At 64.4% G+C, this 24,383-nt stretch carries 22 protein-coding genes; 13 read left to right on the top strand and 9 right to left on the bottom strand.

Annotated features, from left to right (window positions below; genetic code table 11):
* The 7 genes from BTE28158_RS31350 to BTE28158_RS31325 all read left to right on the top strand — a co-directional run.
* Positions 1-214: hypothetical protein (locus BTE28158_RS31350; RefSeq protein ID WP_217481651.1), on the top strand; the 214-nt coding region annotated here is incomplete at its 5' end.
* A 163-nt stretch (positions 215-377) separates the two neighbouring features.
* Entirely contained in the window at positions 378-581 is a 204-nt protein-coding gene (locus BTE28158_RS31345) for a cold-shock protein (protein ID WP_059599712.1), read from the top strand.
* Between the two features lie 145 nt (positions 582-726).
* Positions 727-1,068 carry a hypothetical protein gene (locus tag BTE28158_RS31340; protein WP_170296447.1) on the top strand — a complete coding sequence of 114 codons (342 nt, stop codon included), beginning with the start codon at positions 727-729 and terminating at the stop codon, positions 1,066-1,068.
* Between the two features lie 214 nt (positions 1,069-1,282).
* Entirely contained in the window at positions 1,283-1,567 is a 285-nt protein-coding gene (locus BTE28158_RS31335) for a hypothetical protein (RefSeq protein WP_124627369.1), read from the top strand.
* A gap of 279 nt (positions 1,568-1,846) precedes the next feature.
* Entirely contained in the window at positions 1,847-2,059 is a 213-nt protein-coding gene (gene rpsU, locus BTE28158_RS31330) for a 30S ribosomal protein S21 (RefSeq protein WP_082728854.1), read from the top strand.
* Between the two features lie 585 nt (positions 2,060-2,644).
* A complete protein-coding gene (locus BTE28158_RS32700) occupies positions 2,645-2,860 on the top strand; it encodes a hypothetical protein (RefSeq protein WP_151050052.1) in 216 nt (71 codons plus the stop codon).
* Between the two features lie 89 nt (positions 2,861-2,949).
* On the top strand, positions 2,950-3,234 hold the full coding sequence (locus BTE28158_RS31325; RefSeq protein WP_059605444.1) for a hypothetical protein: 285 nt from the start codon (positions 2,950-2,952) through the stop codon (positions 3,232-3,234).
* A 381-nt stretch (positions 3,235-3,615) separates the two neighbouring features.
* On the opposite strand, the gene BTE28158_RS31320 is transcribed toward BTE28158_RS31325, so the two are convergent.
* From BTE28158_RS31320 to BTE28158_RS31310, 3 genes are all read right to left on the bottom strand, one after another.
* A complete protein-coding gene (locus tag BTE28158_RS31320) occupies positions 3,616-5,055 on the bottom strand; it encodes a DEAD/DEAH box helicase (RefSeq protein ID WP_174920283.1) in 1,440 nt (479 codons plus the stop codon).
* A gap of 132 nt (positions 5,056-5,187) precedes the next feature.
* A complete protein-coding gene (locus BTE28158_RS31315; RefSeq protein WP_151050048.1) occupies positions 5,188-6,243 on the bottom strand; it encodes an aldo/keto reductase in 1,056 nt (351 codons plus the stop codon).
* A gap of 70 nt (positions 6,244-6,313) precedes the next feature.
* On the bottom strand, positions 6,314-6,904 hold the full coding sequence (locus BTE28158_RS31310) for a flavodoxin family protein (RefSeq protein ID WP_151050046.1): 591 nt from the start codon (positions 6,902-6,904) through the stop codon (positions 6,314-6,316).
* A gap of 118 nt (positions 6,905-7,022) precedes the next feature.
* Here BTE28158_RS31310 and BTE28158_RS31305 point away from each other — a divergent pair, with 118 nt between their 5' ends.
* The 3 genes from BTE28158_RS31305 (at position 7,023) to BTE28158_RS31295 (ending at position 9,189) form a co-directional block, all read left to right on the top strand.
* Positions 7,023-7,928, top strand: a complete 906-nt coding sequence (locus BTE28158_RS31305; RefSeq protein WP_124627365.1) for a LysR family transcriptional regulator — start codon at positions 7,023-7,025, stop codon at positions 7,926-7,928.
* A 334-nt stretch (positions 7,929-8,262) separates the two neighbouring features.
* Positions 8,263-8,715, top strand: coding sequence for a pyridoxamine 5'-phosphate oxidase family protein (locus BTE28158_RS31300; protein WP_151050042.1), 453 nt, complete (start codon positions 8,263-8,265; stop codon positions 8,713-8,715).
* A 30-nt stretch (positions 8,716-8,745) separates the two neighbouring features.
* Entirely contained in the window at positions 8,746-9,189 is a 444-nt protein-coding gene (locus BTE28158_RS31295) for a hypothetical protein (protein WP_151050040.1), read from the top strand.
* A 169-nt stretch (positions 9,190-9,358) separates the two neighbouring features.
* On the opposite strand, the gene BTE28158_RS31290 is transcribed toward BTE28158_RS31295, so the two are convergent.
* Positions 9,359-9,757 carry a RidA family protein gene (locus BTE28158_RS31290; protein WP_151050038.1) on the bottom strand — a complete coding sequence of 133 codons (399 nt, stop codon included), beginning with the start codon at positions 9,755-9,757 and terminating at the stop codon, positions 9,359-9,361.
* 129 nt (positions 9,758-9,886) lie between these two features.
* Here BTE28158_RS31290 and BTE28158_RS31285 point away from each other — a divergent pair, with 129 nt between their 5' ends.
* The 3 genes from BTE28158_RS31285 (at position 9,887) to BTE28158_RS31275 (ending at position 13,659) form a co-directional block, all read left to right on the top strand.
* Entirely contained in the window at positions 9,887-10,804 is a 918-nt protein-coding gene (locus tag BTE28158_RS31285) for a LysR family transcriptional regulator (protein WP_124627357.1), read from the top strand.
* Positions 10,805-11,396: 592 nt separating this feature from the next.
* Positions 11,397-12,704 carry a dicarboxylate/amino acid:cation symporter gene (locus BTE28158_RS31280; RefSeq protein ID WP_151050036.1) on the top strand — a complete coding sequence of 436 codons (1,308 nt, stop codon included), beginning with the start codon at positions 11,397-11,399 and terminating at the stop codon, positions 12,702-12,704.
* Between the two features lie 13 nt (positions 12,705-12,717).
* Positions 12,718-13,659 carry an amino acid ABC transporter substrate-binding protein gene (locus BTE28158_RS31275; RefSeq protein ID WP_151050033.1) on the top strand — a complete coding sequence of 314 codons (942 nt, stop codon included), beginning with the start codon at positions 12,718-12,720 and terminating at the stop codon, positions 13,657-13,659.
* Positions 13,660-13,745: 86 nt separating this feature from the next.
* Here the strand turns inward: BTE28158_RS31275 and uvrA are convergent, their stop codons facing one another.
* The 5 genes from uvrA to BTE28158_RS31250 all read right to left on the bottom strand — a co-directional run bounded on the left by uvrA (position 13,746) and on the right by BTE28158_RS31250 (position 24,088).
* On the bottom strand, positions 13,746-19,640 hold the full coding sequence (gene uvrA, locus BTE28158_RS31270; protein ID WP_151050031.1) for an excinuclease ABC subunit UvrA: 5,895 nt from the start codon (positions 19,638-19,640) through the stop codon (positions 13,746-13,748).
* A gap of 201 nt (positions 19,641-19,841) precedes the next feature.
* Complete coding sequence (gene cuyB, locus BTE28158_RS31265) at positions 19,842-21,302, bottom strand: cysteate racemase (protein ID WP_420868030.1); 1,461 nt, start codon at positions 21,300-21,302, stop codon at positions 19,842-19,844.
* Positions 21,299-22,573: a dicarboxylate/amino acid:cation symporter gene (locus BTE28158_RS31260; protein ID WP_151050029.1), complete on the bottom strand. Its 1,275-nt coding sequence runs from the start codon at positions 22,571-22,573 to the stop codon at positions 21,299-21,301. The genes cuyB and BTE28158_RS31260 overlap by 4 nt, the downstream gene beginning before the upstream one ends.
* Positions 22,574-22,758: 185 nt before the next feature.
* A complete protein-coding gene (locus BTE28158_RS31255) occupies positions 22,759-23,673 on the bottom strand; it encodes a LysR substrate-binding domain-containing protein (RefSeq protein ID WP_151050027.1) in 915 nt (304 codons plus the stop codon).
* 106 nt (positions 23,674-23,779) lie between these two features.
* Complete coding sequence (locus BTE28158_RS31250) at positions 23,780-24,088, bottom strand: H-NS histone family protein (protein WP_151050025.1); 309 nt, start codon at positions 24,086-24,088, stop codon at positions 23,780-23,782.
* Positions 24,089-24,383: the final 295 nt, after the last annotated feature.

Raw genomic sequence — 24,383 nt, 5'->3', positions numbered from 1 at the left:
CCTTGCGTTTGCGTGGCATAAAAGTGGCTCCTTGGCCGTCAGTTTATGCCTCACACACAAAAGACTGGATAGGCTCACCATTCAAGGCAAATCCGTCTTCGCAAAAATGTGTGCCGCGCTTGTTCCTCGACTCGACCGGCAACGCTCAATCCGGCTCGAAATCGACCAGAAACGGACAAGGGCCATGTTCATCCCCTCGACCGAAAGCGCTTGACACCCTTCCTGACGGCGCGTACTGTCGGCGATGAAGTATTCAAGAAGCGCGATTGCTGCCCATCATTGACCGCGGCCCGCGGTACTCGTTGTCCTTTCCCTCCTTGATTATTTTCGGCGCCCATCGTCGGCGCATACGCTCGTTCATTCTCAGGAGATCTAACATGGATACCGGTACCGTCAAGTGGTTCAACGATAGCAAGGGTTTTGGCTTCATCACGCCCGACAGTGGTGGTGACGATCTGTTCGCTCACTTCTCCGAGATTCGTGGCGATGGTTTCAAGAGTCTTGCCGAAGGACAGAAAGTCAGCTACGAGGCCAAGACCGGCCCCAAAGGCCTGCAAGCAGCGAACATCACCCCGCTGTAACCTTCTTAAGCCCTCACAGCCTCGCTCACGGAGCGGCGCGTCACTGTCGTCGCTCCTTTGCATCACGCACCTCCGTCGCGGACACGACACGTTTCGATGCAGGCCCGACCGGGCCGTCCGTTTCGCATCGGGACACTGGATCTGCGTGCAACCCAATGCCCGTCACAATGCGCGTGTTCAGACGCGATCGGAAAACCATGCACATCAGGTCGCGCAAGACGCCTCCACGCGCCAAACAACCAGCGATGTTGCCGAGGCTCGGCACGGCGTTGAACTGGGTGCCGCCCAAACAGTCTTCAGTCGCGAAATCGCATCAAAAGAAGCGCACGACGTCTCCGCGATAGCAATCGAGATCGCCGCCGCACAAGCAGCCGCCGCGGTCGTGAAATGCGGTTTCGGCGTGAAGCGAAGCTGGCTTCGCAGCCCGACATCACACGCCTGTGGCATCACCATCGTGCGCTGTTGGATGCAATACGGAATCAGTTGAACGCCCGACAAACGATGCGCGTATGATGGGCTCATCCGAGCGATCACCCGCCCTCCGAGCGCTCCCCCTCCACCGCTTCCCGCTTGCGGCACCGCCCCGCCTCCGCGCTGCAACGTTATCCTCTTCAACCCGTCGGCCCGCCCTACGATGGACGGCGATCGGCCGGACGAGTTCGGCCGCAGCATTCGCTGTGGCCGAACGTCAGGAGCATGTCATGAGCACACATTTCTACCGTGGATTCGAAATTCATCCACTGATTTACCAGCATGTTCCGGCGACGAGTGGCGCCCCGCACAGCCATGATGCCGGCTTCGATGCGGCAGTCAGGATTTGTCTTCGCGATGCCACCGACACGATGACGCAAAGCCAGACTTTCAGGCTTCGCGACAATGCGCCGTTCGATACCGCCGGTGACGCACGTCGCGCATCGCTACGCTATGCCGAGACCATCATCGACGACAATCGCGAAACACACGCGTTCCTTTCAAACGCAGGTTGAGGCAGCTCGCCATGTCGATGCGATCTGCATCGACCAGGATAACGAAATGATCGCCGACGCACACTGCTCGAATTGAACAGACCGCACGAGATCGCGTGGACCGACACGATCTCGCTCGCCAGAATCTCGCGTGCGGCGCTGTGTCGTCGGCAAGCGTGCAGATGTACATAGCGGTACGTGCTCTTTCGATTGGCGCCGGACATTCGGAATGTCGAGTCCGAGCATCGTCATGGCACGATCCGTCAATTTTTCATTCGAACACTCACAAACAGGACATCCGTGACGACCGTAACATTGAAAGTCAACGAACCGATCGACGTCGCGCTGCGGCGATTCCGTCGCAGCATCGAGAAAATAGGGTTGATTCGCGAGTTGCGCAGTCGAACCAGCTACGAAAAGCCCACGACAGAACGCAAGCGAAAGAAGGCCAGCGCCGTCGCACGGCAGCGCCTACGGGCGAAGCGCATGTTACCGCCTCGGAAAATGTACTAGGGGAACATCGTGTTCGGCCTGCCGGCCAACGTCCCTCCGTTTTTCACGATGACGAAATGCGACGCAGATTTCGATCGGAAGAAGGACGGGGTGACGCTACTGCCGAACTTCCATGCATTCGGATGTGAGTGCGCCAGCCGCATCTTCCTGACCGGTCATAACGATACATTGCCCTGCAACTCGTCACCCAAAGGAAAACTCGTGAGTGGCTGTCGCCTTTCTAGCTCGTCGAATCACTGCAGGGAAGGCTTGACGTCCATCGCGCGAAATGCGCGTGGCGCGATCGTGTCTGGACAGGTCACGCCACTCTCCAGATAGTGAAGTCCGTCGGCTCCATGGACGACTCCGCGCGCTCGCGAATCGGTTGAGCCTGCGACTAACGTGCATCCGATACCTTCGGAAGCATGTCTGGCAGTAACCGCAAAAGCATGAGGATGAGCATCGGGCAGCAGCAAGCCAGCGAAACGAAGCGTTCATGGCAAGCTCGATTGTCGAGGGTCGGATGATTTTTCATTGCGGCTGGCTCTCTTTCGCGCTGTGCCCTCGACAGCACAACTCGCGACAACCATGAATGTGGGGGCACTTATGCTCTTCGATTCGACTCGGTTCCGAATCGATCCGACACCACGCAGGGCCGATCGGCAGTACGTCGCACACGTGCGGATTATCACGATACTTGTGGACGGAGCGGAGCGAGAGGTGCACGCTAGCGGGGATATGGCTGCTTTCGAGCGTCGCGATGATGCAGTTGCGTACGCAACCAAATGGGCGGAAGGATGGCTGACTTCACTGTTCGGTTGAAGACGGGCATGTCAACGCGCGAACGCGAAGCACATGGCGGACGGGCTCCGATCAGCTGACGCCATCTCGAGAAAAAGGCAACGCCGGCGATGACAATCAACCAAAGCGCTATACCTCACTACGTCGTTCTTCTGGGCGGCTGGCGCCCCTATGTGTTGAATATGGAACGCATCGTTATCCGACGCGAAGCAAGTCGGTTGTTGCTTGCTTTTGCACGGACTCATGGAAAACTCGAGCGTATCGACGGTGACGAATGGAACATGTTTTCCGACGCACAGAATCTCTCAGTGCTCGAACGTCGGGAGGCACGGTTCTACACACTGATAACAGGAACCGAGACCGAGCATCAGCTGCGGCTCCTTGCCATTCTCTGAGACCGCCGTTCCGGATTGCGCATGACGTCCCGTACTACTGCAAGATGCCGAAGCGCGAAGACGACACCGGCGCAGTCTCCAAGGGAAATGCATTCGGACGGGGCGCCCGGCTCCCGAATTTGTTTGACGTGCATCAAAAAACTACGCTGCTTGACGTAGACCAACCGCGCCATTACCCGTTAACTAAAAGCGGGCCACTTGGCTTTCATCAGACGGGCCGCCCGAGATCGAACCATTCCGTCCACTTCAGGCAAGGTGCAGCATGAATTTTGTTTTGGTGGGCGCATTGTTGTTCTGTGTAATCGTCGTCTTGTTTTGGGGCAACCCACGAGACGGCGACAGGTAGAAATGCGGCCAGCGTGGCTCGCCCCACCGTCAGCATCAGCGCGTACCGCGACCACCCACGGGCTTGCCAGCCGGCTTCCGCGAGCCCGCCGCCGTCTTGCCGGCGGGTTTGCCGCGCGGCTTTTGCACGCTGAACGGGCTACCGTTCGACAGGCTCGCCCCCTTGCCCGCAGCCGCGGCGCGCTGCCCCGCGGGCTTGCGCTTGCCTTCTCCACCTTTCGGTCGCGGCTTCTTGCCAGCCGCCGGCATTGCGCCCGCCCCCGCTTGCGGCACCTTGGGCTTCTTCGGCTTTTTGGGTTTCTTGATGATCTGCCCCGTCGCGCTGGTTTCCGGCACGCGGTGTTCGGCTTCGAAACCCGGCTCTTCCTCACGGCGTAGTGTCTGCCGGATCAGCGCTTCGATCGCGGCCAGTTGCGGTGCTTCATCGGCACACACGAGCGACACCGCCACGCCGCTTGCACCCGCGCGACCGGTACGGCCGATACGGTGCACGTAGTCTTGCGCGACGATCGGCAGGTCGACGTTGATCACGAGCGGCAGGTCGTCGATATCCAGCCCGCGCGCGGCCACATCGGTCGCGACGAGCATCTGCACTTCGCCCGTCTTGAAGCGCTCGAGCGCACGCAGGCGCGCAGGTTGCGGCTTGTCGCCATGAATGGTGTCGACCGCATAACCCGCATCGTTCAGCATGGCCGCCAGGTAATCCACGCCGTTGCGGGTCTTGACGAACACGAGCGCGTGGTCCCAGTTGTTCTGGGCCACCAGGTGCATGAAGAGGTCAGGCTTGTTCCGCTTGTCCACCGGCACCACCCACTGCTTGATCCTGCTGGCGGTTACATTGGGCGGGCTGACGCTGATATCGACCGGACTGCGCAGAATGCTCGCCGCCATCGCGCGGATGTCGTCGGTAAACGTCGCGGAGAACAGCAGCGTCTGGCGCTGCACGGGCAACGCGGCAAACACGGCGTTGAGTTCGCGTGCGAAGCCCAGATCCAGCATGCGGTCGGCTTCATCCAGCACCAGCGTCTGGACTTGATCGAATTGCACGGCGTTCTGGCGATTGAGGTCCAGCAGACGGCCCGGCGTGGCGACGAGCACATCCACGCCCTTGCGCAACTTCATCATCTGCGGATTGATGCTCACGCCGCCATAGGCGGCCAGAAACCGCAAGTCGAGGCCCTTGCCGTACTCGACGAAACTCTGGTGCACCTGTTCAGCCAGTTCGCGCGTGGGCACCAGCACCAGAACGCGCGCGCGGTTGCTGGACACCGCCGGCCCGTGCTGAACCAGCCGTTGCAGCAGCGGCAGCGCGAAACCCGCCGTCTTGCCGGTCCCGGTCTGTGCCGCAGCCATGACGTCCTTGCCACCGAGCACAGCGGGAATCGCCTTGGCCTGCACCGGCGTGGGTGTCTGGTAATTGAGGCCCTGCAGATTACGCAGCAAGGGATCGATCAGGCCTAGCGAAGCAAAAGACATGGACGTGTTCCGGGCTAAAACCGCAATTCTAGCGGTTGCCGCGATGATCGCGGCGCACGGACGCCCGGTGCGGGGCAGCATTGAGCGTCGGGCGATCCCTTCGAGCATGACAAGGGCCGCCTGTCGGCCGCCCTATTTCGACACGGCACGCGCGAAAGGCCGCGGCAGCCTGCCCGCCGCCTGACGATCGATCATCCAGCCGGGATAGTCGGGAGGCAACGCGCTCACGGCATCGAGATGCGCAAGCTCGGTCTCCGTCAGGACGACATCGACCGCGCCGAGATTGTCTTCGAGCTGTTCGACGCGTTTCGCGCCGATGATGACGCTCGTGACATGCGGCTTGCCGAGCAGCCACGCGAGCGCGATCCGGGCGACCGACACGCCTCGCGCGTCCGCGATCGCGCGCATCGCTGCCACGCATGGCCAGGCGCGCTCGAGATCGACCGGCGGAAAATCGAAATGGCTGCGTCGCGAACCGTCTGCGGTCGGCGCCCCAGGGCCGAACTTCCCCGAAAGGAGTCCGCCGGCGAGCGGCGACCAGACGAGGAGCGACATCTGTTCATCGATCGCGAGCGGCACCAGCTCGCGCTCCACGTCGCGTCCGGCGATCGAATAGTACGCCTGCAGCGTCTCGAAGCGCGTCGCATGGAGCGCTGCGCTGAGCCCGAGCGCCTTGCCGATCTTTCCGGCGCGCCAGTTCGAGACGCCGACATGGCGAACCAGCCCCTGACGCGTCAGATCGTCGAGCGCCCGCAGCGTCTCGTCGATCGGTGTCACGGGATCGTTCGCGTGGATCTGGTAGAGGTCGATATGGTCCACCTGCAGCCGTTCCAGGCTTCGCTGCACGGAATCCATGATGTGGCCGCGCGACGCGCCCTGATCGTTGGGCTTCGTGCCCATCACGCCCGCGGTCTTCGTCGCCAGCACGATGTCGCTGCGTGCGACGCCCAGGTCCCGAAGTGCCTGTCCGACGAGTCGTTCGGATTCACCGAAGGAGTAAATGTCGGCGGTATCGATGAAGTTGATTCCCTCGTCCAGTGCGCGGGAGATCAGTCGGGTCGCATCGTTCTGGCCGACCGCGCCGATGGCAGCCCACATGCCGGCATCGGCATTGCCGCCCAGCGTCATCGTGCCGAGACACAGCTCGGAGACGTACAGGCCGGTGCGGCCCAGTTGCTTGTATTTCATGGCCGTTTCCTTCGAGATCGGCGGGAAAGAGTGCAGCGGCGCCCGTTCCGGGCGCCCCGCACACCGGATTTCAGTTGATGCGAGCGTGTCCTGCCCGGAATTGTCCGGCGATTGTTGCGACCCGCGCGCCATAGCGGCGAGCCGTCTCGAGGTCCCCTGCCGACATTTCATCGGGCGACGCATCGGCTGGCGTCTGCGCCATCGGCGCGATATAGGAGCCCATGCGGTTCAGGTCGTCACGCATCGACGCCTTCAGGTTCGCCGGCTTGATGTCCATGCTCACCCAGATGCCGCCGTGCTGCCCGGCAAGCAGAACGAAGTATTCGAGCGTATTGAGCTTGTCGCCGTTGATGCTTGCGCTGTTGGTAAAGCCACCGAAGATCTTGTTGCGCCATGCGCCTTCGAACCAGGCCTTCGACGATGCATCGGCGAACTTCTTGAACTGCCAGCTGGGACCGCCCATGTAGGTCGGCGAGCCGAACAGGATGGCGTCCGCGCCGGCAAGCGCGTCCCACGCGTCCTGTGCGATGTTGCCATCGGCGTCGATTGCGACGAGAACGCCGCCGGCACCCTCGGCGACAGCCGTCGCCATGCGTTCGGTATGCCCGTAGCCGGAGTGATAGACGACGATCGTTTTAACCGGAGAGATGTGCTGTGTCATGGTTGCGCCCTTTCGTTCAGGTGGTCGTCGGGGGACGACATCGGACAGCACTTTACTGAGTCGAAATTGAGTTATAAATGACGACCGATTGAACGTTCTGTTACTCCCAGGGTGAACAATGCAAAACCTCGATGCGCTTTTGATCTTCGCTCGTGTCGCCGAGATGACCAGCTTCACGCGCGCAGCCGAAAGCCTGGGCATCCAGAAAGGACGTGTGTCGATGGTGATCCGTGCGCTAGAGCGCGACATGGGCGTCGCGCTCCTGCATCGGACGACGCGGAGCGTGCAACTGACCGAGGACGGACGCGCCTTTTACGCGCGCGCACGGGACCTGCTGGCCGAAGTACAGGAGCTGCAGTCGATGTTTTCCGGCAATGGCACGCGCCTGCGCGGACGATTGCGCGTCGACATGCCCACCGAGCTCGCGCGCAGTGTCGTGGTTCCCGCGCTGCCGCAACTGATGGCGATGCATCCGGAGCTGGAACTGGAACTTTCGAGCACCGATCGACGTGTCGATCTCGTCCAGGAAGGATTCGATTGCGTGATCCGGCTGGGGCCGATCGTGGACGAGACGCTGATTGCCCGACCGTTGGGCCGCCTGCGCATGATCAATGCGGCGAGTCCCGGCTATCTGGCGCGGTATGGTGTGCCGCAAACGCTCGACGATCTCCTCGATCAGGGACACCGCATGGTCCACTACGCGCTGACACTCGGCGACCGGCATCCCGGGTGGGAATATCCGAGCGGCGACGGCTATGCGACGCTTGCATTGCCGAGCGCGATGCAGGTCAACAACGTGCAGACCTATCACGCAGCCGGGCTTGCGGGCATCGGGTTGATCCAGGCCGGGTATTCCGGGGTCGCGAATCACATCGAAAGCGGCGCGCTGGTCGAGGTGCTGCCCGATCTGCGTCCCGAACCCCTCGCGGCGTCGCTCGTCGTGGCGCATCGGCGCAATCTGTCGCCGCGCGTCCGGGCGTTCATGGACTGGATCGAGGGGGTGCTGCAGCCTTATTTCGATTGAGGGCCGTGTGGCGGGTAACGAACCGGCTTGCGAGGCGGAGTGGCCGCTGAGGTAGCGCCGACGCACGGATTGTCGGCGACGGGACGCCATGGTGCGGACCATTGATCTTCCGCGATCCGCTCCGGCCACTCGCCTCTGTCCGAAACGGCCATTCACGCACTTCAAACCCCGGCTTCTTTCGCACACCAATCCGGCCTTCCGCCACTGCGCGCGTGCCGCGAATTTCCGCATTCACTGACGACTGTGTGCATCGTCGTCTTCGGAATTTGATTTGCATCAAGCGCCGAATGACCCGGTGGTACAGGATCGGATTTCACGAACGGGAAGGTGATCCATGGACGAGCAGATCAAGCGAAAGATCCTGTCACTGCTGGATCAGCATCGAATCATGACGATCGCCACGCTGCGGCCGGACGGCTGGCCCCAGGCGACCACCGTCGGGTACGTGAGCCAGGGACTGACGCTTTACTTCCTTTGCGGACTGGAAAGCCAGAAGGCGGCCAATCTAGCCCGAGACGACCGGGTATCGCTCACGATCGATCACGACACGTCAGATCTGATGGCGATTACAGGTTTGTCGATGGCGGCGCACGCACGACCCGTGACGGATCGTGCCGAAGCAGAGAAGGTCTTGCGCATGCTTCCACTGAAGTATCCGGATATGCAAGCGCCGCCAATGCCAATGCCGTCTCCTGATGAAGTCCGGATATTTCGCGTGATTCCGACGGTCATTTCGGTACTCGATTACTCGCAGGGCTTCGGGCACACCGATCTGTACACTTGCTAGCGTCCCTCCCCGTCAAACACGTGAAACGCCGTGACGCGCTGCTCGCATCGTAGCCCCAGATGGGCAACCTGCGCCGAAGCGGGCTGCGTTTATGCATTGACCGTTTTTGTGATCGGCTTCGCCTTCGGAGCGATTCGCGTCCTGCTGCTTGTTCAGCTCCTGGGAGAGACGGCGGCCGTATCGCTCGAAGCGCCATTCATGCTTGCCGCAAGTTGGTACCTGTCGCACTGGAGCGCGAAAAAGCACGACATGCTGACAGATACCAACGAGGCGTTGCTGATGGGCGCAATCGCCCTCGCCATATTGATGCTTGCGGAGTTGTGCATTAACGGGCTCCTGTTCAGACGGACGGTGCTCGAGTACTTTGCCGGCTTCTGGTCTGTGCCCGGCGCGATCGGCCTCGCAAGCCAACTTTGCTTTGCAGGCTTTCCATTTCTGCAGGCGATCAGTCATCGAACCGAATCGATCACGTGACCGCGATTGCAGCGTCATGTCGAAACGCCGTGCTCGCACATGCGAGGGCCGACGTCGCTTCCGACCAGATCCACCGAATTTCCCCAACATGATCGTTTGCACGACCTGGCAATCCGGCTGATCGCCAGCACGGTCCCGACCATCGCCTCATAGTCGCCCGACTGAAGCGTCAGCTGTCGATCCGAAGTTTCGCAACGACCTTGATCTCGAAGTCGAAGCCGTAAAGCCATGTCACGCCAACCGCGGTGAGCGTCGGATGCAGCGCGTCGCCCCAGAATTCGGGCACGACCTGCCAGATGCGCTCGAACGTCGATTGCGGATCGACCATGAACACCGTGACGTCGACCACATCGTCGAACGAGCAACCCGCTTCGTGCAGGATCGCATTCAGATTGCGAAACGCGAGCCGCACCTGTTCCTGCAGATCCGGCTCGGGCGTTCCGTCCTCGCGACTGCCGACCTGCCCGGATACGAACAGCAAGCCGCCCGCCCGTACGGCCGGAGCGTATCTGTTGCGCTCATACAGCGCCTGACGTCCCGGCGGAAACACCACATCGCGCTTGCCCATCTTCACCTCCATTGACGATCATTGGTTTCGATCGCCCCACTTTACGCACCGACGCACACGCGATAAACCGCCAACCCTGTCCATGACTATTTGTAAAATGCAAACAATTCAATCGCGAGGCAGACACGCATGGATCGCTTCGACGCGATGCGCGCTTTCGTCCGGGTAGTCGAGTCAGGCAGCTTCACGAAGGCGGCCGAAACGCTGCGCATGAGCAAGACCACGGTCACGCAGCTGGTCCAGCAGCTCGAGGCGCGCTTGCGTGTTCGGCTCCTGAACCGGACGACGCGCAGAATCAACGTCACGCCTGACGGCGTCGCGTATTACGAGCGCGTGATCCGGCTGCTCGCCGATATGGACGACGCCGAGACGAGCCTGTCGAGTGCATCGGCGGCGCCGCGCGGCCGCCTGCGCGTGGACGTGCCGAGCCCGTTCGCGCGCCTGATCCTGATCCCGGCGCTGCCGGCATTCCTCGCCCGCTATCCCGACATCCAGCTCGACATGGGCGTGAGCGACCGCACCGTCGATATCATCGGAGAGAACGTGGATTGCGTCGTGCGCGGTGGCGAGCCGACCGATCAATCGATGGTCGCCCGACGGGTGGCCGATCTTTCACTCGGTGTCTTCGCGTCGCCCGGATATCTCGCGTTGGCGGGCACGCCTTCGCATCCCGCGGAACTCGACAACTCGCATCACCGCATCGTCGGGTTCTCATGGGGGCGCGCTGGCCGACTCTATCCGCTCGACATGCATCGCGGCGACGAGACGGTCAAGGTGCAAGGCCGTTACGCACTTGCCGTAGACGACGGCAATGCCTATCTCGCGGCCGGTGTGGCGGGCCTCGGCATCATGTGGCTGCCACGCTATATGTCGAAAACCCCCGTGGCACGGGGTGAACTCGTCACGCTGTTCGAGGACTGGCAACTCGATCCAATGCCGCTATACATCGCGTATCCGCCGAACCGTCACGTCAGCGCAAAACTGCGTGTGTTTATCGACTGGGTTGTCGAACTGATGAATGAACCGGCTCCGGTGGACCGGCAATGAACGTATGCGGCGTCACCATGAGCGACCCGCATCCGTCCCGATGCCGGCAAGATCGCTCTTTGTCATGCGCGGCCCGCCTCATGCGGCTTCGCAGGCCATTACACGCGAAAACCCGCCAGGCCAGGTGACAAGTGTCGATCGGCTCTGCCGGTCATAGCCCGAACCAATTGCGCCGCGCGCCTTTCAGCGCCGGGAAAAATTCCTCCACGGGCACTGCTGCGCTGCGTTGCACCTGCCTGCTTCCGAATGTTGTGCGCTGCATGAGTGGCGGCGCTCACCCGCCAGCGATTCGATGTGCGTCGCGCGGCCCATCTCCCGCAGCCGGATGCCGGCGCGGCGCGCGTGCCCCACGGCGAGACCGCCGTCGGGATTCAACGACCATCGAACCGGCGGCGTGCTGCTCCGCACAAATCCGATACCGGGTTGCGCCGGCCCCGGGCATCGCAGCGCCACCGGTGCAATCTTCGGGGAGGCAATCGGTCGCGCCGCGGCGCTCGCGCAAACCCGCCCCCGGTTGCACTGTTCATCGTCTTTCGCGTCCTGTATCGTCCTTCCATCCCCGGTTGCGGAACCGGTGCAAGGGAGGCTCACGATGCAGAAAAAAAATGCTGCAGCCGTCTGGATCCTGATCGCGATGGTGGCAGGCATCCTGATCGGCTACATGATCTTCATGAGCTTTCCTGACAAAAAGGCCACCGCCGAGATCGCCGGATACATCTCGCTCATCTCCGATGTGTTCCTGCGCCTGATCAAGATGGTGATCGGGCCGCTCGTCTTCTCCACGCTGGTCGTCGGCATCGCGCACATGGGCGACGCGGCATCGGTCGGGCGCGTATTCGCGAAATCCATCGGCTGGTTCGTCACCGCGTCGCTGATCTCGCTGCTGCTCGGGCTGTTCATGGCGAACCTGCTTCGCCCCGGCGACAACCTCGGCCTGCCGCTGCCGGACATCGGCGCATCGGCGAATCTCGCGACCTCCAAGTTCACGCTCAAGGATTTCGTCGGCCACATGGTGCCGAGATCGTTCGCCGAGGCGATGAGCAACAACGAGATCCTGCAGATCGTCGTGTTCTCGATGTTCTTCGGCGTGGCGCTCGCGGCGCTCGGCGAACGCGGCAAGATCCTCGTGGCCGCGATCGACCAGCTGTCGCACGTGATGCTCAAGATCACCGGCTACGTGATGAAGCTCGCGCCGCTCGCGGTGCTGGCCGCGATGGCCGCGACCGTCGCCGTCAACGGGCTGTCGGTGTTGCTGAAGTTCGCGGTGTTCATGGGCGACTTCTACGTCAGCCTGTTCCTGCTCTGGACATTGCTCGTCTGTGCGGGGCTGCTGTTCCTCGGCCGCCGCGTATTCAAGCTGCTGGTGCTGATCAGGGAAGCGTTCATGCTGTCGTTCGCGACCGCCAGCTCCGAAGCCGCGTATCCGAAGATCCTCGACGCGCTTGACCGTTTCGGCGTGCGCCGCAAAATTTCGAGCTTCGTGATGCCGATGGGCTATTCATTCAATCTCGACGGCTCGATGATGTACTGCACCTTCGCGGCGCTGTTCATCGCGCAGGCGTACAACATCCACCTGTCGCTCGGCACGCAGATCACGATGCTGCTGGTCCTGATGCTGACGTCGAAGGGGATGGCCGGCGTGCCGCGCGCATCGCTCGTCGTGATCGCCGCCACACTGCACCAGTTCGGGCTTCCGGAAGCCGGGCTGCTGCTGATCCTCGGTATCGACACGTTCCTCGACATGGGCCGCTCGGCCACCAACGCGGTCGGCAACTCGATCGCCAGCGCCGTGGTCGCGAAGTGGGAAGGCCAACTCATGTCCGAGGCGGAAGCCGAGGCCAACCTGGCGCGCATCGACGCGGAGCAGGAAGGGACGATCGCGCATCCGGCGGATGTCTGACGGAGGCCCGACGATGAAGATGCAGCGATTCTGGCGTGCGCTCGCGCTCGCAGGCCTGCTTGCCGCGGGCGCAGCCGCGCACGCGGAAGATGCGCCGTCCACGACGCCGCGCGTCGAGCCGTTCGCGCCGGCCCAACTGACCGGCACGCTCGCGAAGGTGCGCAGCAGCGGCACGATCGCGCTCGGCTATCGCGACGCGTCGATCCCGTTCTCGTACCTGAATGCGCGCAAACAGCCGATCGGTTATTCGATCGAGCTCTGCAAGGCGCTCGTGTCGTCGATCGAGGATGCGGTCAACAGGAGCCTGACGATCCGCTGGGTGCCGGTCACTTCCGACAACCGCATCGACGCGGTGGTCAACGGCACGGTCGATCTGGAATGCGGCTCCACGACGAGCAACCTGGAGCGCCAGAAGCGCGTGGCGTTCTCGCCGATCATCTTCGTGGCCGGCACGAAGGTGATGGTGAAGCGAGGCTCGCCGATTCGCTCGTTCCGCGATCTCGCGGGCAAGAAGGTCGCGGTGACGGCCGGCACGACCAACGAGAAGGCGCTGCGCGACCTGAACGCGCGGTTCAGGCTCGGGATCCAGCTGCAGGTGGTGCCGGACCATGCACAGGGCTTCGCGCTCGTCGCGAATGGTCAGGCCGATGCGTTCGCGACGGACGACGTGCTGCTGTACGGCCTGATTGCCGAGAATGCGGGCAAGGGTGGCCAGTACGACGTGGTTGGCGATTTCCTGTCATACGACCCGTACGGAATCATGTTCCGCAAGGACGATCCGCAACTCGCGCAGGTCGTGAAGAGCACGTTCGAGGAACTGGCCGTCGACGGCGAGATCACGCGTCAGTACAAGCGCTGGCTCCTGCGTCCGCTTCCGTCGGGCATGAGCCTCAACCTGCCGATGAGCCCGCAACTCGAGACCATCATCGAGACGATCGGCGTCAAGGGCGAATGAGATTGCGCGGCTGACCGCACGGACGAACGTAAAAGCGGCCCCGGTGCCTGATCAGACACCGGGGCCGCTCACATGATGCACCGCGTTCAACCGACCCGCGCTTCTCCCTGCCGCGCCGCCTCATCGTCTTCCGTCGCCGTTCGCGCCAGCACGGGCTTGAGCGCCTGCCCGGTATGGCTCGCCTTCACCTGCGCGAGCCCTTCCGGCGGCGCCGCCGCGACGATCGTGCCGCCGCCCACGCCGCCTTCCGGCCCGAGATCGATGATCCAGTCGGCTTCCGCGATGACGTCGAGGTCGTGCTCGATCACGACGACGCTATGCCCGCCGTCGACCAGCCGGTGCAGCACACGGATCAGTTTCGCGACGTCGGCCATATGCAGACCAACCGTCGGCTCGTCGAGCACGTACAGCGTATGCGGCGCCTTCTGGCCGCGCCGCGTGATGTCGTCGCGCACCTTCGTGAGCTCCGTGACGAGCTTGATCCGCTGCGCCTCGCCGCCGGACAGCGTCGGCGACGGCTGGCCGAGCGTCAGATAGCCGAGGCCGACGTCCTTCATCAGCTGCAGCGGATGCGCGATGTTCGAAATCGGCGCGAAGAACTCCACGGCTTCGTCGATTTCCATCGTCAGCACGTCGCCGATGTTCCGGCCGCGCCACGTGACCGCGAGCGTCTCCGGATTGAAGCGCTGCCCGTGACACACGTCGCACGGCACCTTCACGTCGGGCAGGAAGCTCATCCCGATCGTGCGCACGCCTTGCCCTTCGCAGGCCGGGCACCGCCCGTCGCCGGTGTTGAACGAGAAACGCGACGCCGTGTAGCCGCGCGCGCGCGCTTCCAGCGTATCGGCGAACAGCTTGCGGATCGTGTCCCACACGCCGATGTAGGTAGCCGGGCACGAGCGCGGCGTCTTGCCGATCGGCGTCTGGTCGACTTCGAGCACGCGGTCGATCTGTTCCCAGCCGCTCAGCGACTCGCAGCCTTGCCACGCATGCGTGACGTTCAGCGACGGGCGCGGCGCGCTACGCGCGAGCACGCTCGAGCGGCGGTTGGTGGCCGGCGCATCCTGCTGCGCGGCCTTGCGCGCGCGCCGCGTGGCCGGCGACGACAGCACCGAGCGGCCGACCGCATCGAGCAGGTTCGTCATCAGCACATCGCGCGCGAGCGTCGACTTGCCCGAACCGCTGACGCCCGTCACCGCGACGAGCCGCGCGAGCGGAATCCCGACCGTGACGTCATGCAGGTTGTGCAGCGTCGCGCCGTGCACGGTCAGCCAGCCCTCCGGCACCGCCGGTGCGCCCTTCTTGCCCGCGAGGCTCACCGCACGGCGCGGTTGCAGCGGGTGCGTCATCGGGTGCGCGAGCAGGCGGCCCGTGACCGAATCGGGCTGTGCGGCCAGATCGGCGACCGCCCCTTCGGCGACCAGCGTGCCGCCGCGCTTGCCGGCGCCCGGGCCCACGTCGATGATGTGATCGGCGCGGCGAATCGTGTCCTCGTCGTGCTCGACGACGACGAGCGTGTTGCCCTTGTCGCCGAGCTTGCGCAGCGCGTCCAGCAGGATCTGGTTGTCGCGCGGATGCAGGCCGATCGTCGGCTCGTCGAGCACATAGCACACGCCCTGCAGGTTGCTGCCGAGCTGCGCCGCGAGCCGGATGCGCTGCGCTTCGCCGCCCGACAGGCTCGGCGCCGCACGATCGAGGCTCAGGTAGCCGAGCCCGACTTCCTCGAGAAACGCGAGGCGGCTGCCGATCTCGCTGACGATGTCGCGCGCGATCTGCGCGTCGCGGCCGGTCAGTTCCAGCGCGTCGATCCAGCGGCGCGTATCGGACACCGTCCACTGCGCGACCTCGACGATCGGATGCGCGTCGAACGTGACCGCGCGCGCGGACGGATTCAGGCGCGTGCCGCCGCAATCCGGACACGGCTCGTTGCCGACGCCTTCCGGTTCCTGCTCGTCCGACGGCAAAGTCTGCTCGCGGCCGCGATCGTCTCCGGCGAGCACGGTATCGTCGTATGCCGCGCGCTGTTCGCGCGTGAGCGTGACCCCGGTGCCGACGCAGGTCGTGCACCAGCCGTGCTTGCTGTTGTACGAGAACATCCGCGGATCGAGTTCCGGGTAGCTCGTGCCGCACACCGGGCACGCGCGCTTGACCGACAGCACCTTGATCTCGCCGACGCGCGCGGTCGAATGATCGTTCTGCATCGCGTGGTGCAGCCCGTCGAGCGGCGCGAGCAGGTGCATCACGCCCTTGCCGAGCTCGAGCGTCTCGTCGAGCACGCGCCGCAACTCGGCCTCGTCGTCCGGCGACACGACGATGTCGGCCACCGGCAATTCGATCGTGTGCTCGCGGAAGCGATCGAGCTTCGGCCACGGATCGACCGTCACGAACTCGCCGTCCACGCGCAGATGCGTGCTGCCGCGCGCCTTCGCCCACTTCGCGAGGTCGGTATAGACGCCCTTGCGGTTGACGACGAGCGGCGCGAGCAGCCCGACGTGCTCGCCGCGATGGTCGCGCAGCAGCTGCGCGGCGATCGATTCGACGGTTTGCGACGTGACGGGCGTGCCGTCGTGGATGCAATGCTGCAGGCCGAGCTTCACGTACAGCAGCCGCAGGAAGTGCCAGACTTCGGACGTGGTCGCGACCGTGCTCTTGCGGCCGCCACGCGACAGCCGCTGCTCGATCGCCACCGTCGGCGGAATGCCGTACACCGCATCGACTTCAGGCCGCCCGGCCGGCTGCACGATCGAGCGTGCATACGCGTTCAGCGATTCGAGGTAGCGGCGCTGGCCTTCGTGGAACAGGATGTCGAACGCGAGCGTTGACTTGCCGGACCCCGACACGCCGGTGATCACGTTGAACTTGCCGTGCGGGATGTCGACGTCGAGTGCCTTCAGGTTGTGCTCGCGCGCGTTGACGATCCGCACGACGTCCTCGCCCTCGATCGCGCGCCGCTCGCGGGCGGCGTTCAGCACGGCCTGCAGCGGCACGCCTTCGTCGGCGAGCGCGGTTTCGCCGTCCATCGCGCGGTCGTACTGCAGCAGCGCGACGCCGGTGTGCGATTGCGCGCACGCCTTCACGTCGTCGGGCGTGCCCGCGCACAGCACGAGGCCGCCGCCGTCGCCGCCTTCCGGGCCGAGATCGATCAGCCAGTCGGCCGCGCGGATCACGTCGAGGTTGTGCTCGATCACGATCAGCGAATGTCCGGCCGCGAGCAGCTTGCCGAACGCCTGCATCAGCTTCGCGATGTCGTCGAAGTGCAGCCCGGTGGTCGGCTCGTCAAACATGAACAGCTTCGCGCGCGCGATGCGCGCCTCCTCGCTCGCGACCCGGCGCCCGCCCGCGGCGGCCGCCGATTCGGCGAGGAAGCCGGCCAGCTTCAGCCGCTGCGCTTCGCCGCCCGACAGCGTCGGCACCGGCTGGCCGAGCTTCACGTATTCGAGGCCAACGTCGACGATCGGCTGCAGCACGCGCAGCACCTCGGCATCCGCCGCGAAGAACGCGGCCGCTTCGCTGACGGTCAGGTCGAGCACGTCGGCGATGTTCAGCGCGCGGCCGTCGCGTTCGATTCGCACTTCGAGAATCTCGGCGCGGTAGCGGCTGCCGTCGCAATCCGGGCAGCGCAGATAGACGTCGCTCAGGAACTGCATCTCGATGTGCTCGAAGCCCGATCCGCCGCAGGTCGGGCAACGACCGTCGCCCGAGTTGAAGCTGAACGTGCCGGCGCCGTAGCCGCGTTGCAGCGCGAGCGGCGCCTTCGCGAACAGCTTGCGGATCTCGTCGAACGCGCCGACGTAGCTGGCCGGGTTCGAGCGCGTGGTCTTGCCGATCGGCGATTGATCGACGAACACGACGTCGCCGACCTGATCGGCGCCCGTGAGATTGCGGAACGCGCCGGGCGACTCGGTCGCCTTGCCGTGATGGCGCGCCATCGCCGGATAAAGCACGTCCTGCAGCAGCGTCGACTTGCCGGAACCCGACACGCCCGTCACGCACACGAGCCGCTGCAGCGGAATCTCGACCGTCACGTCGCGCAGGTTGTGCTCGGTCGCGCCTTCGAGCACGATGCGCGGCGTGTTCGCGTCCACCGGGCGGCGCGCCCAGTTCGACGCATGCGCGACGTGCTTGCGGCCGCCGAGATATTCGCCCGTCAGCGTGTGCGCGGAACGGATGTCGCCCGGCGTGCCGTCGTAGACGATCGTGCCGCCGCGCTCGCCGGGACCCGGCCCCATGTCGATCAGCCGGTCTGCCGCGAGCATCACCGACGGATCGTGCTCGACGACGACCAGCGTATTGCCCGCGTCGCGCAGCCGCTGCATCGCCTCGACGATCCGCGTGAGGTCGCGCGGATGCAGGCCGATGCTCGGCTCGTCGAGCACGAACAGCGTTTTGGTCAGCGACGTGCCGAGCGCCGTGGTCAGGTTGATCCGCTGCACCTCGCCGCCGGACAGCGTGCGGCTCTGCCGGTCGAGCGTCAGGTAGCCGAGCCCCACGTCGCACAGGTATTTGAGGCGCGTGCGCACCTCGGCCAGCAGCAGCTTCAATGCATCGTCGAGCAGCGCGCTCGGCAGCGTGATCTCGTCGAAGAAGCGGCGAATGCGCTCGATCGGCAGCAGCATCAGGTCATGCACCGTCAGGCCCGGCAGCGCCTCGAGCTGCGCGCGCGTCCAGTCGACGCCGCGCGGCATGAAGCGATTCGCGGGCGCGAGCACCGTATCGGCGTTCGCCTTCGAGCCGAGCCGCCACTGCAGCGATTCCGTCTTCAGGCGCGCGCCGCCGCAGACCTCGCACGGCGTGTAGCTGCGGTACTTCGACAGCAGCACGCGGATATGCATCTTGTACGCTTTCGATTCGAGATAGCCGAAGAAGCGTTTCACGCCGTACCACTGGCTCTGCCACTTGCCGTTCCAGTCCGGCGAGCCGTTGATCACCCAGTCGCGCTCGGCGTCGGTCAGGTCGGACCACGGCGTGTCGCGGCGGATGTCCGCCTTCGCCGCGTAGCGCATCAGGTCGTCCTGGCACTCCTTCCAGGCGGGCGTCTGCATCGGCTTGATCGCGCCGCCGCGCAGCGTCTTGCGCGCGTCGGGGATCACGAGGCCAAGATCGACACCGATCACACGGCCAAAGCCGCGGCAGGTCTCGCATGCGCCGTAGGCCGAGTTGAACGAGAACAGCGCCGCCTGCGGCTCCGCGTAGCGCAGGTCGCTGTCAGGGTCGTGCAGCCCGGTGGAGAAACGCCACACCTGCGGCTCGGCCAGCGCGTTTTCCGCTTCCGGCGCGAGCACGTAGACGTTCACGCGGCCGCCGCCGCGCTTCAGCGACGCCTCGATCGCCTCGACCACGCGCACCTTGTCGGCCTGCTGCACGCGGAAGCGGTCGGCCACCACGTCGAGCAGCTTGCGCGGGCCCGTGGGCGACGCGACTTCACGCTGCGCCTGCACGCGCGTGTAGCCGCTCGCGGACAGCCACTGCGTGACTTCTTCTTCGGACGCGCTTTCCGGCAGCTCGACCGGGAACGTGACGACGACACGCGGGTCGTCGGCGCGCGTGCGCTCGACGAGTTCCGCGTAGATCGTCTCGGGCGTGTCATGCCGCACCTGCCGCGCGGTCTGGCGGTCGAACAGCTCGGCCGCGCGCGCGTACAGCAGCTTCAGGTGATCGTTGAGCTCGGTCATCGTGCCGACTGTCGAGCGCGAGCTGCGGACCGGGTTGGTCTGGTCGATCGCGATCGCGGGCGGCACGCCGTCGACGCGCTCGACCTGCGGGCGGTCCATCCGGTCGAGGAACTGCCGCGCATACGCGCTGAAGGTTTCGACGTAGCGCCGCTGGCCTTCCGCGTACAGCGTGTCGAACACGAGGCTCGACTTGCCGGAGCCCGACGGGCCGGTGACGACCGTCATTTCGCCGGTGCGCAGGTCGAGATCGAGGTTCTTGAGGTTGTGCTGACGTGCTCCGCGAATGCGGATCAGATTGCTGGATGACAATTTGCCTGCCCGTCTGGATGAGTTAGCCGGAATTCACGGTGCCGGAACGCTGCGGCGGATGCCCGCAGGCGCGGCGCACGTGCCGCACGGGTCATGCCCGCGCCGCTCGAGTTCGACGGATACTATACTGTATATTCATACAGTTTTCCACGGGCAGGCCGAGCGGCGTGCGCCGTCGACGTCAGCGGGGCAAACCGCGGCTCACCCGCCGCCCGCCATCGCATACGCAATACACGTGCGGGCCAGCACATCGGTTGGATCGACGAGCGTCGCGCGTCTCCCGTTCCGCGCAACATATTCACCGCCAGGAAGCAGGAGCGGCAGTTCCGTACAGCCGAGCACGATTACGCTCACGCCCTCGGCAATCATCGCCTCGATGGCCGCCCCGATATCTTCCTCGCACTGTCCGGACGTGAAGCCGGCCTTGACGCCCCGCTTCCCGTAGATCGCTGCCATCACGCGCGCCTGCAATGCCGGCCCCGGCGCGACTTGCCGAAGCCCTTGCGACTCCAGCGCCTTCCGGTAGACCCCGCTTTCGATCGTGCCGGACGTCGCGAGCACCCCGACCTCCCGCAGCGCCGGATAGGTGTCGCGCAGGTAGGCGACCGTGACGGTCAACATGTTGACGATCGGAATGCCGAGGTACGGCTGGATCCGCTCGACGAACGCATGCGCGGTGTTGCACGGAATCGCGATGACGTCGGCATCGCCGTCCTCGAGCTTCTTGCAGGTCGCGTACAACGAGATCGTCGGGTCCGCGCCGGTGCCGATCAGGTTCTCGGTCCGGTCGGGAATCTGCGGGTTCTGTTCGACCAGCAGCTTGATGTGTTCCTGATCACGCGACGCCGGCGTGTTGCGCACGATCTTGTCCAGGAAATCGACCGTCGCGGCCGGCCCGACGCCGCCGACCACGCCGACCTTGAACGGCGCCGCGCGTGAGCCGGCGTGCCCGGTCACCGCGTACTGCGCATATGCGAGGTTCGAATCCACGACCGGCACGCGCAGCGGGCCGATTTCGCCCGCGACCAGCGCGATCTCGGTCAGGCCGGGGACGATCACCTGCACGCCCTGATCGATCAGGTCCTCGCATGCGCGGCGCAGCAGTTCGACCGGCCGGCCGCACAGATTGCCGCGCTTGATGCCGTCGGCACCGTAGATGGCTTCCGTCACGAGATCGATCCCGTCATGCGTCCGCGGATGAACGACGTCGAACTGCGGTGACGGGAAATACGTCTCGATGAGTCGCTTGTCCCGCACGTAGTCGGAAGCCAGCACGCCAATGCGCGTCGCGTCCGGGTACTTGCGCCGCACGTGGTAGCGAACGGCTTCGACGATGTCCACGATCGGCAGGTGCGTATTCGCCTTCAATTCGTCGATGAACGTGTGGCTCAGGAAACATGGCAGCACGACCGTCGTCACGCCGCGCTTCTCGAACTGCCGGATCATGTCGAACACGTACAGCTTGCGCTCGATGGTCGCCGCGCTGCCCGACCCCGAGCCCTTGAACGGGTATTGCTCGAAGATCATCTCGGCATGTTCCTCGTCGGACGACGCCGGCGTCGCCTTCACCATCTTGAAGAACACGTCGGCACTGCCCAGCGGCCCCAGGCCGCCGACCACGCCGAATTTCCGCCGGGCATTCACGCTATCCGTGCACATCATGCGTTCAGCTCCGGCTGGTCGAATACGGCACCCTGCGACTGCGCGGCGCGCCGGCTCTCCCACTTCGCGATCACCGCCGTCGCCACGCTGTTGCCGATCACGTTCGTCATCGTGCGGCCCATGTCGAGGATCTGGTCGATCGCGAGCACCATCGCGACGCCGGCCACCGGCAGATGGAACATCGGCGCGACCGCCGCGACCACGACCACCGAGCCGCGCGGCACGCTCGCCATGCCCTTGCTGCTCAACATCAGCACCAGCAGCATGAACACCTGCTCCGACAGCGGCATGTGCAGGCCGAACGCCTGCGCGATGAAGATGGCCGCGAACGCCTGATACATCATCGATCCGTCGAGGTTGAACGCGTAACCCAGCGGCAGCGTGAAGCCCACCACCTTCTTGTCGACGCCGAACTGCTCGAGCTGCTCGGTCAGGCGCGGATAGGCGGCCTCGCTGCTGGCGGTCGAGAAGGCGATCAGCGCGGGCTCGCGCACGACCTTCAGCAGGCGCCAGACGCCCCGTCCGAGAAACACGTAGCCGACGCCGATCAGGATTGCCCAGAGCACCAGCAAGCCGAGATAGAACGCGCCGATCAGCTTCCCGTAAGTGTAGATCACGTCGAGCCCGCGCAGCGTGACCGACGACGCGATCGCACCGAACACGCCGAGCGGTGCCGCGCGCATCACGTAGTTCGTCAGGCGCAGCATCACCGGCACCATCCCGTCGATCGCCTGGATCACGGCGCCGACGCGCTGGTCACGCTTCAACGCGCTCAGCGCAACGCCGAGAAAGACCGAGAACACCAGGATCTGCAGGATGTCGTTGCGCGCCATCGCATCGAGCAGGCTGGTCGGGAACGCATGCGTGATCACGTCCCGGGCGTTCAGCGCGGCGGTGTTCAGTCCGGTGTTGACCTCGCCGGCGGTCTCCGTGAGGTTGAGACCGGCGCCCGGCTGCAGCGCATTGGCCATCACGAGGCCGAGAATCAACGAAATCAGCGACGCGCAGATGAACCAGCCGATCGAGCGCAGGCCGATGCGGCCGACGTCCTCGCCGCTGTCCATGCCGGCCAGGCCGGACACGAGCGTCACGAACACCAGCGGCGCGATGATCATCTTGATCAGGCGCAGGAAGATGTCGGTGACGATCGAGAAGTAGCCGGCGATCGTCTTGAGCGTGGCCGGGTCGGTGATGTTGGCGTGGCACGCATAACCGGCGATGACACCGAGGATCATGCCGACTGCGATGCTTAAGGTGAGGCGATTTTTCATGTCCATTCGTCCTTGGGTGGCACTCGGCCGCCGGAAGGCGGCGAGCGCGCTGCGAAGAAGGCCGCGCGACGCAGGTCACGCGTCGCATGTGCCGTTGGAACGAATGGTAGGAACGGCCGAAAAAATCGTGATGCCAGTGCAACATGGCGGTATGCGAGCGTCGCATAACGCGGGAAAACCCTGATTCAGCCGAGCCGGGCAGGCGCCGCGCGCAGATGCTGCCAGAGCGAGTCCAGGAATTCGCTGCGATTGGACACGTCGCGATACACGCGCAGCTCGACTTCCAGGTTCCACGCCGCCGGGCCGGCCGGCACGAGGTCGCCGGCCGCCAGTTCGGCGGCGATCGCGCTCCGGGGCAGCCACGCGACGCCCTCGCCTTCCATCACGAGCTTCTTGAGCACTTCGGCCATGTCTGATTCGTAGTGCAGCTGCAAGGCCGGCGCATCCGGTGCGCGGCCGAGCAGCAGCGCGAGACAGCGGCCGAAGTAGCTGGTTTCCGTGTAGGTAATCAGCGGCAGCGGATTCTGCTTCGTTCCGGGCAGGCGAAACGCGGGCGCCGATCGACGGTTCGGCCGGCACGCCGGCATCAGCGTGTCGAGGCCCACTGTCAGGTGCTCGTACTTCGCCGGGTCGAGATGGAGCGGCAGCTCGGGATGGTGATACGCAAACATCAGCTCGCAGTTGCCGTTGACGAGCATCAGGATCGAGTCGTGGACGTTCGTCGGAATGACACGCGCCCGCACTTCGCCGAAATGCGGGGCGAGCGCCTTGAGCCAGGCCGGCAGGAAACTCAGCGCGATCGTGTGGCCCGCGGCGATCTGCAGGCTCTTGCCGGCGATCCGCTGCTCGGTGCGGATGATCGCGCGGGTATCGTACAGGCAGCTGATGACGTCCTCGGCCGTTTCGCGGAACAGGCGCCCTGCCGGCGTCAGCACCGGCGGAAAGCTGCTGCGGTCGATCAGCTCGGAGCCGATCCACTGTTCGAGCGACTGGATGCGGCGGCTGAAGCCCGACTGCGTGACGTTGCGAAATTCAGCCGCGCGGGAAAAGCTCTGGTATTGCGCGAGCGCGAGGAAATCCTCGATCCATTTGATTTCCATAGTGGCCTTGGAGGTCGCGGGTAAGCCAGCCCGCTCGTCGCCAGGGTCCTGGCGAAGCACGGGTCGGCGGACGCCTCCATTTTATGGGCATCGCGCAATGTCGCGTTCAACCCTCCTGGCGTTCGATCAGGAAGCGCACGCGGCGCTTCCCCTTGATCCATGCCGGCTCGCGTCCCCGGCCGGACCACGTCGCTCCGGTGTTCGGATCGCGGTACTTCGGCGCGACGGCAGCCGTTTTTCGCGCCGCCCTTGTGGCACTGCCCTGACGGCCGAATATCTGTCTCGGGGTCAACCCATATTCGGCGACACGGGTACGGACCTCCTGCAGCACGGTCTCGAGTTCAGCCTGTCGCGCTTCCTCGGCACGTTTCATCAGTTCATCGGCTTGCGCCTTCAATTCGCGATAGCCTGACATCCCTTTCCTCCAAATTGCTCCGGCGCCATGAAAAGCCGAACGGGACGCAAGCCCCGAACGGTTCGTTGTGTTGTCAACGGGTTGTGTCACGCTCGACCGCTCGACGCGGCACGAGGCCTGTCTCCCTACGTATCGGATGCGTCGGCGAAGCGCGTGCGAACGTCGTTCAGAACGGCAGCTTGACGAAGAGATCTGTCGCAAGCTCGGAATCAGCGAGGCGACTTTCTACATATATGGACTGCTCCCAATAGCAAACGGAAGTTGACGGACACGGAAGTCGATTGCGTACATATAT

Source organism: Burkholderia diffusa (assembly GCF_902499115.1).
GTDB lineage: Bacteria > Pseudomonadota > Gammaproteobacteria > Burkholderiales > Burkholderiaceae > Burkholderia > Burkholderia diffusa.
Note: the sequence above shows the minus strand (reverse complement) of the source record. Positions and strands in the feature narration are given on the sequence as shown.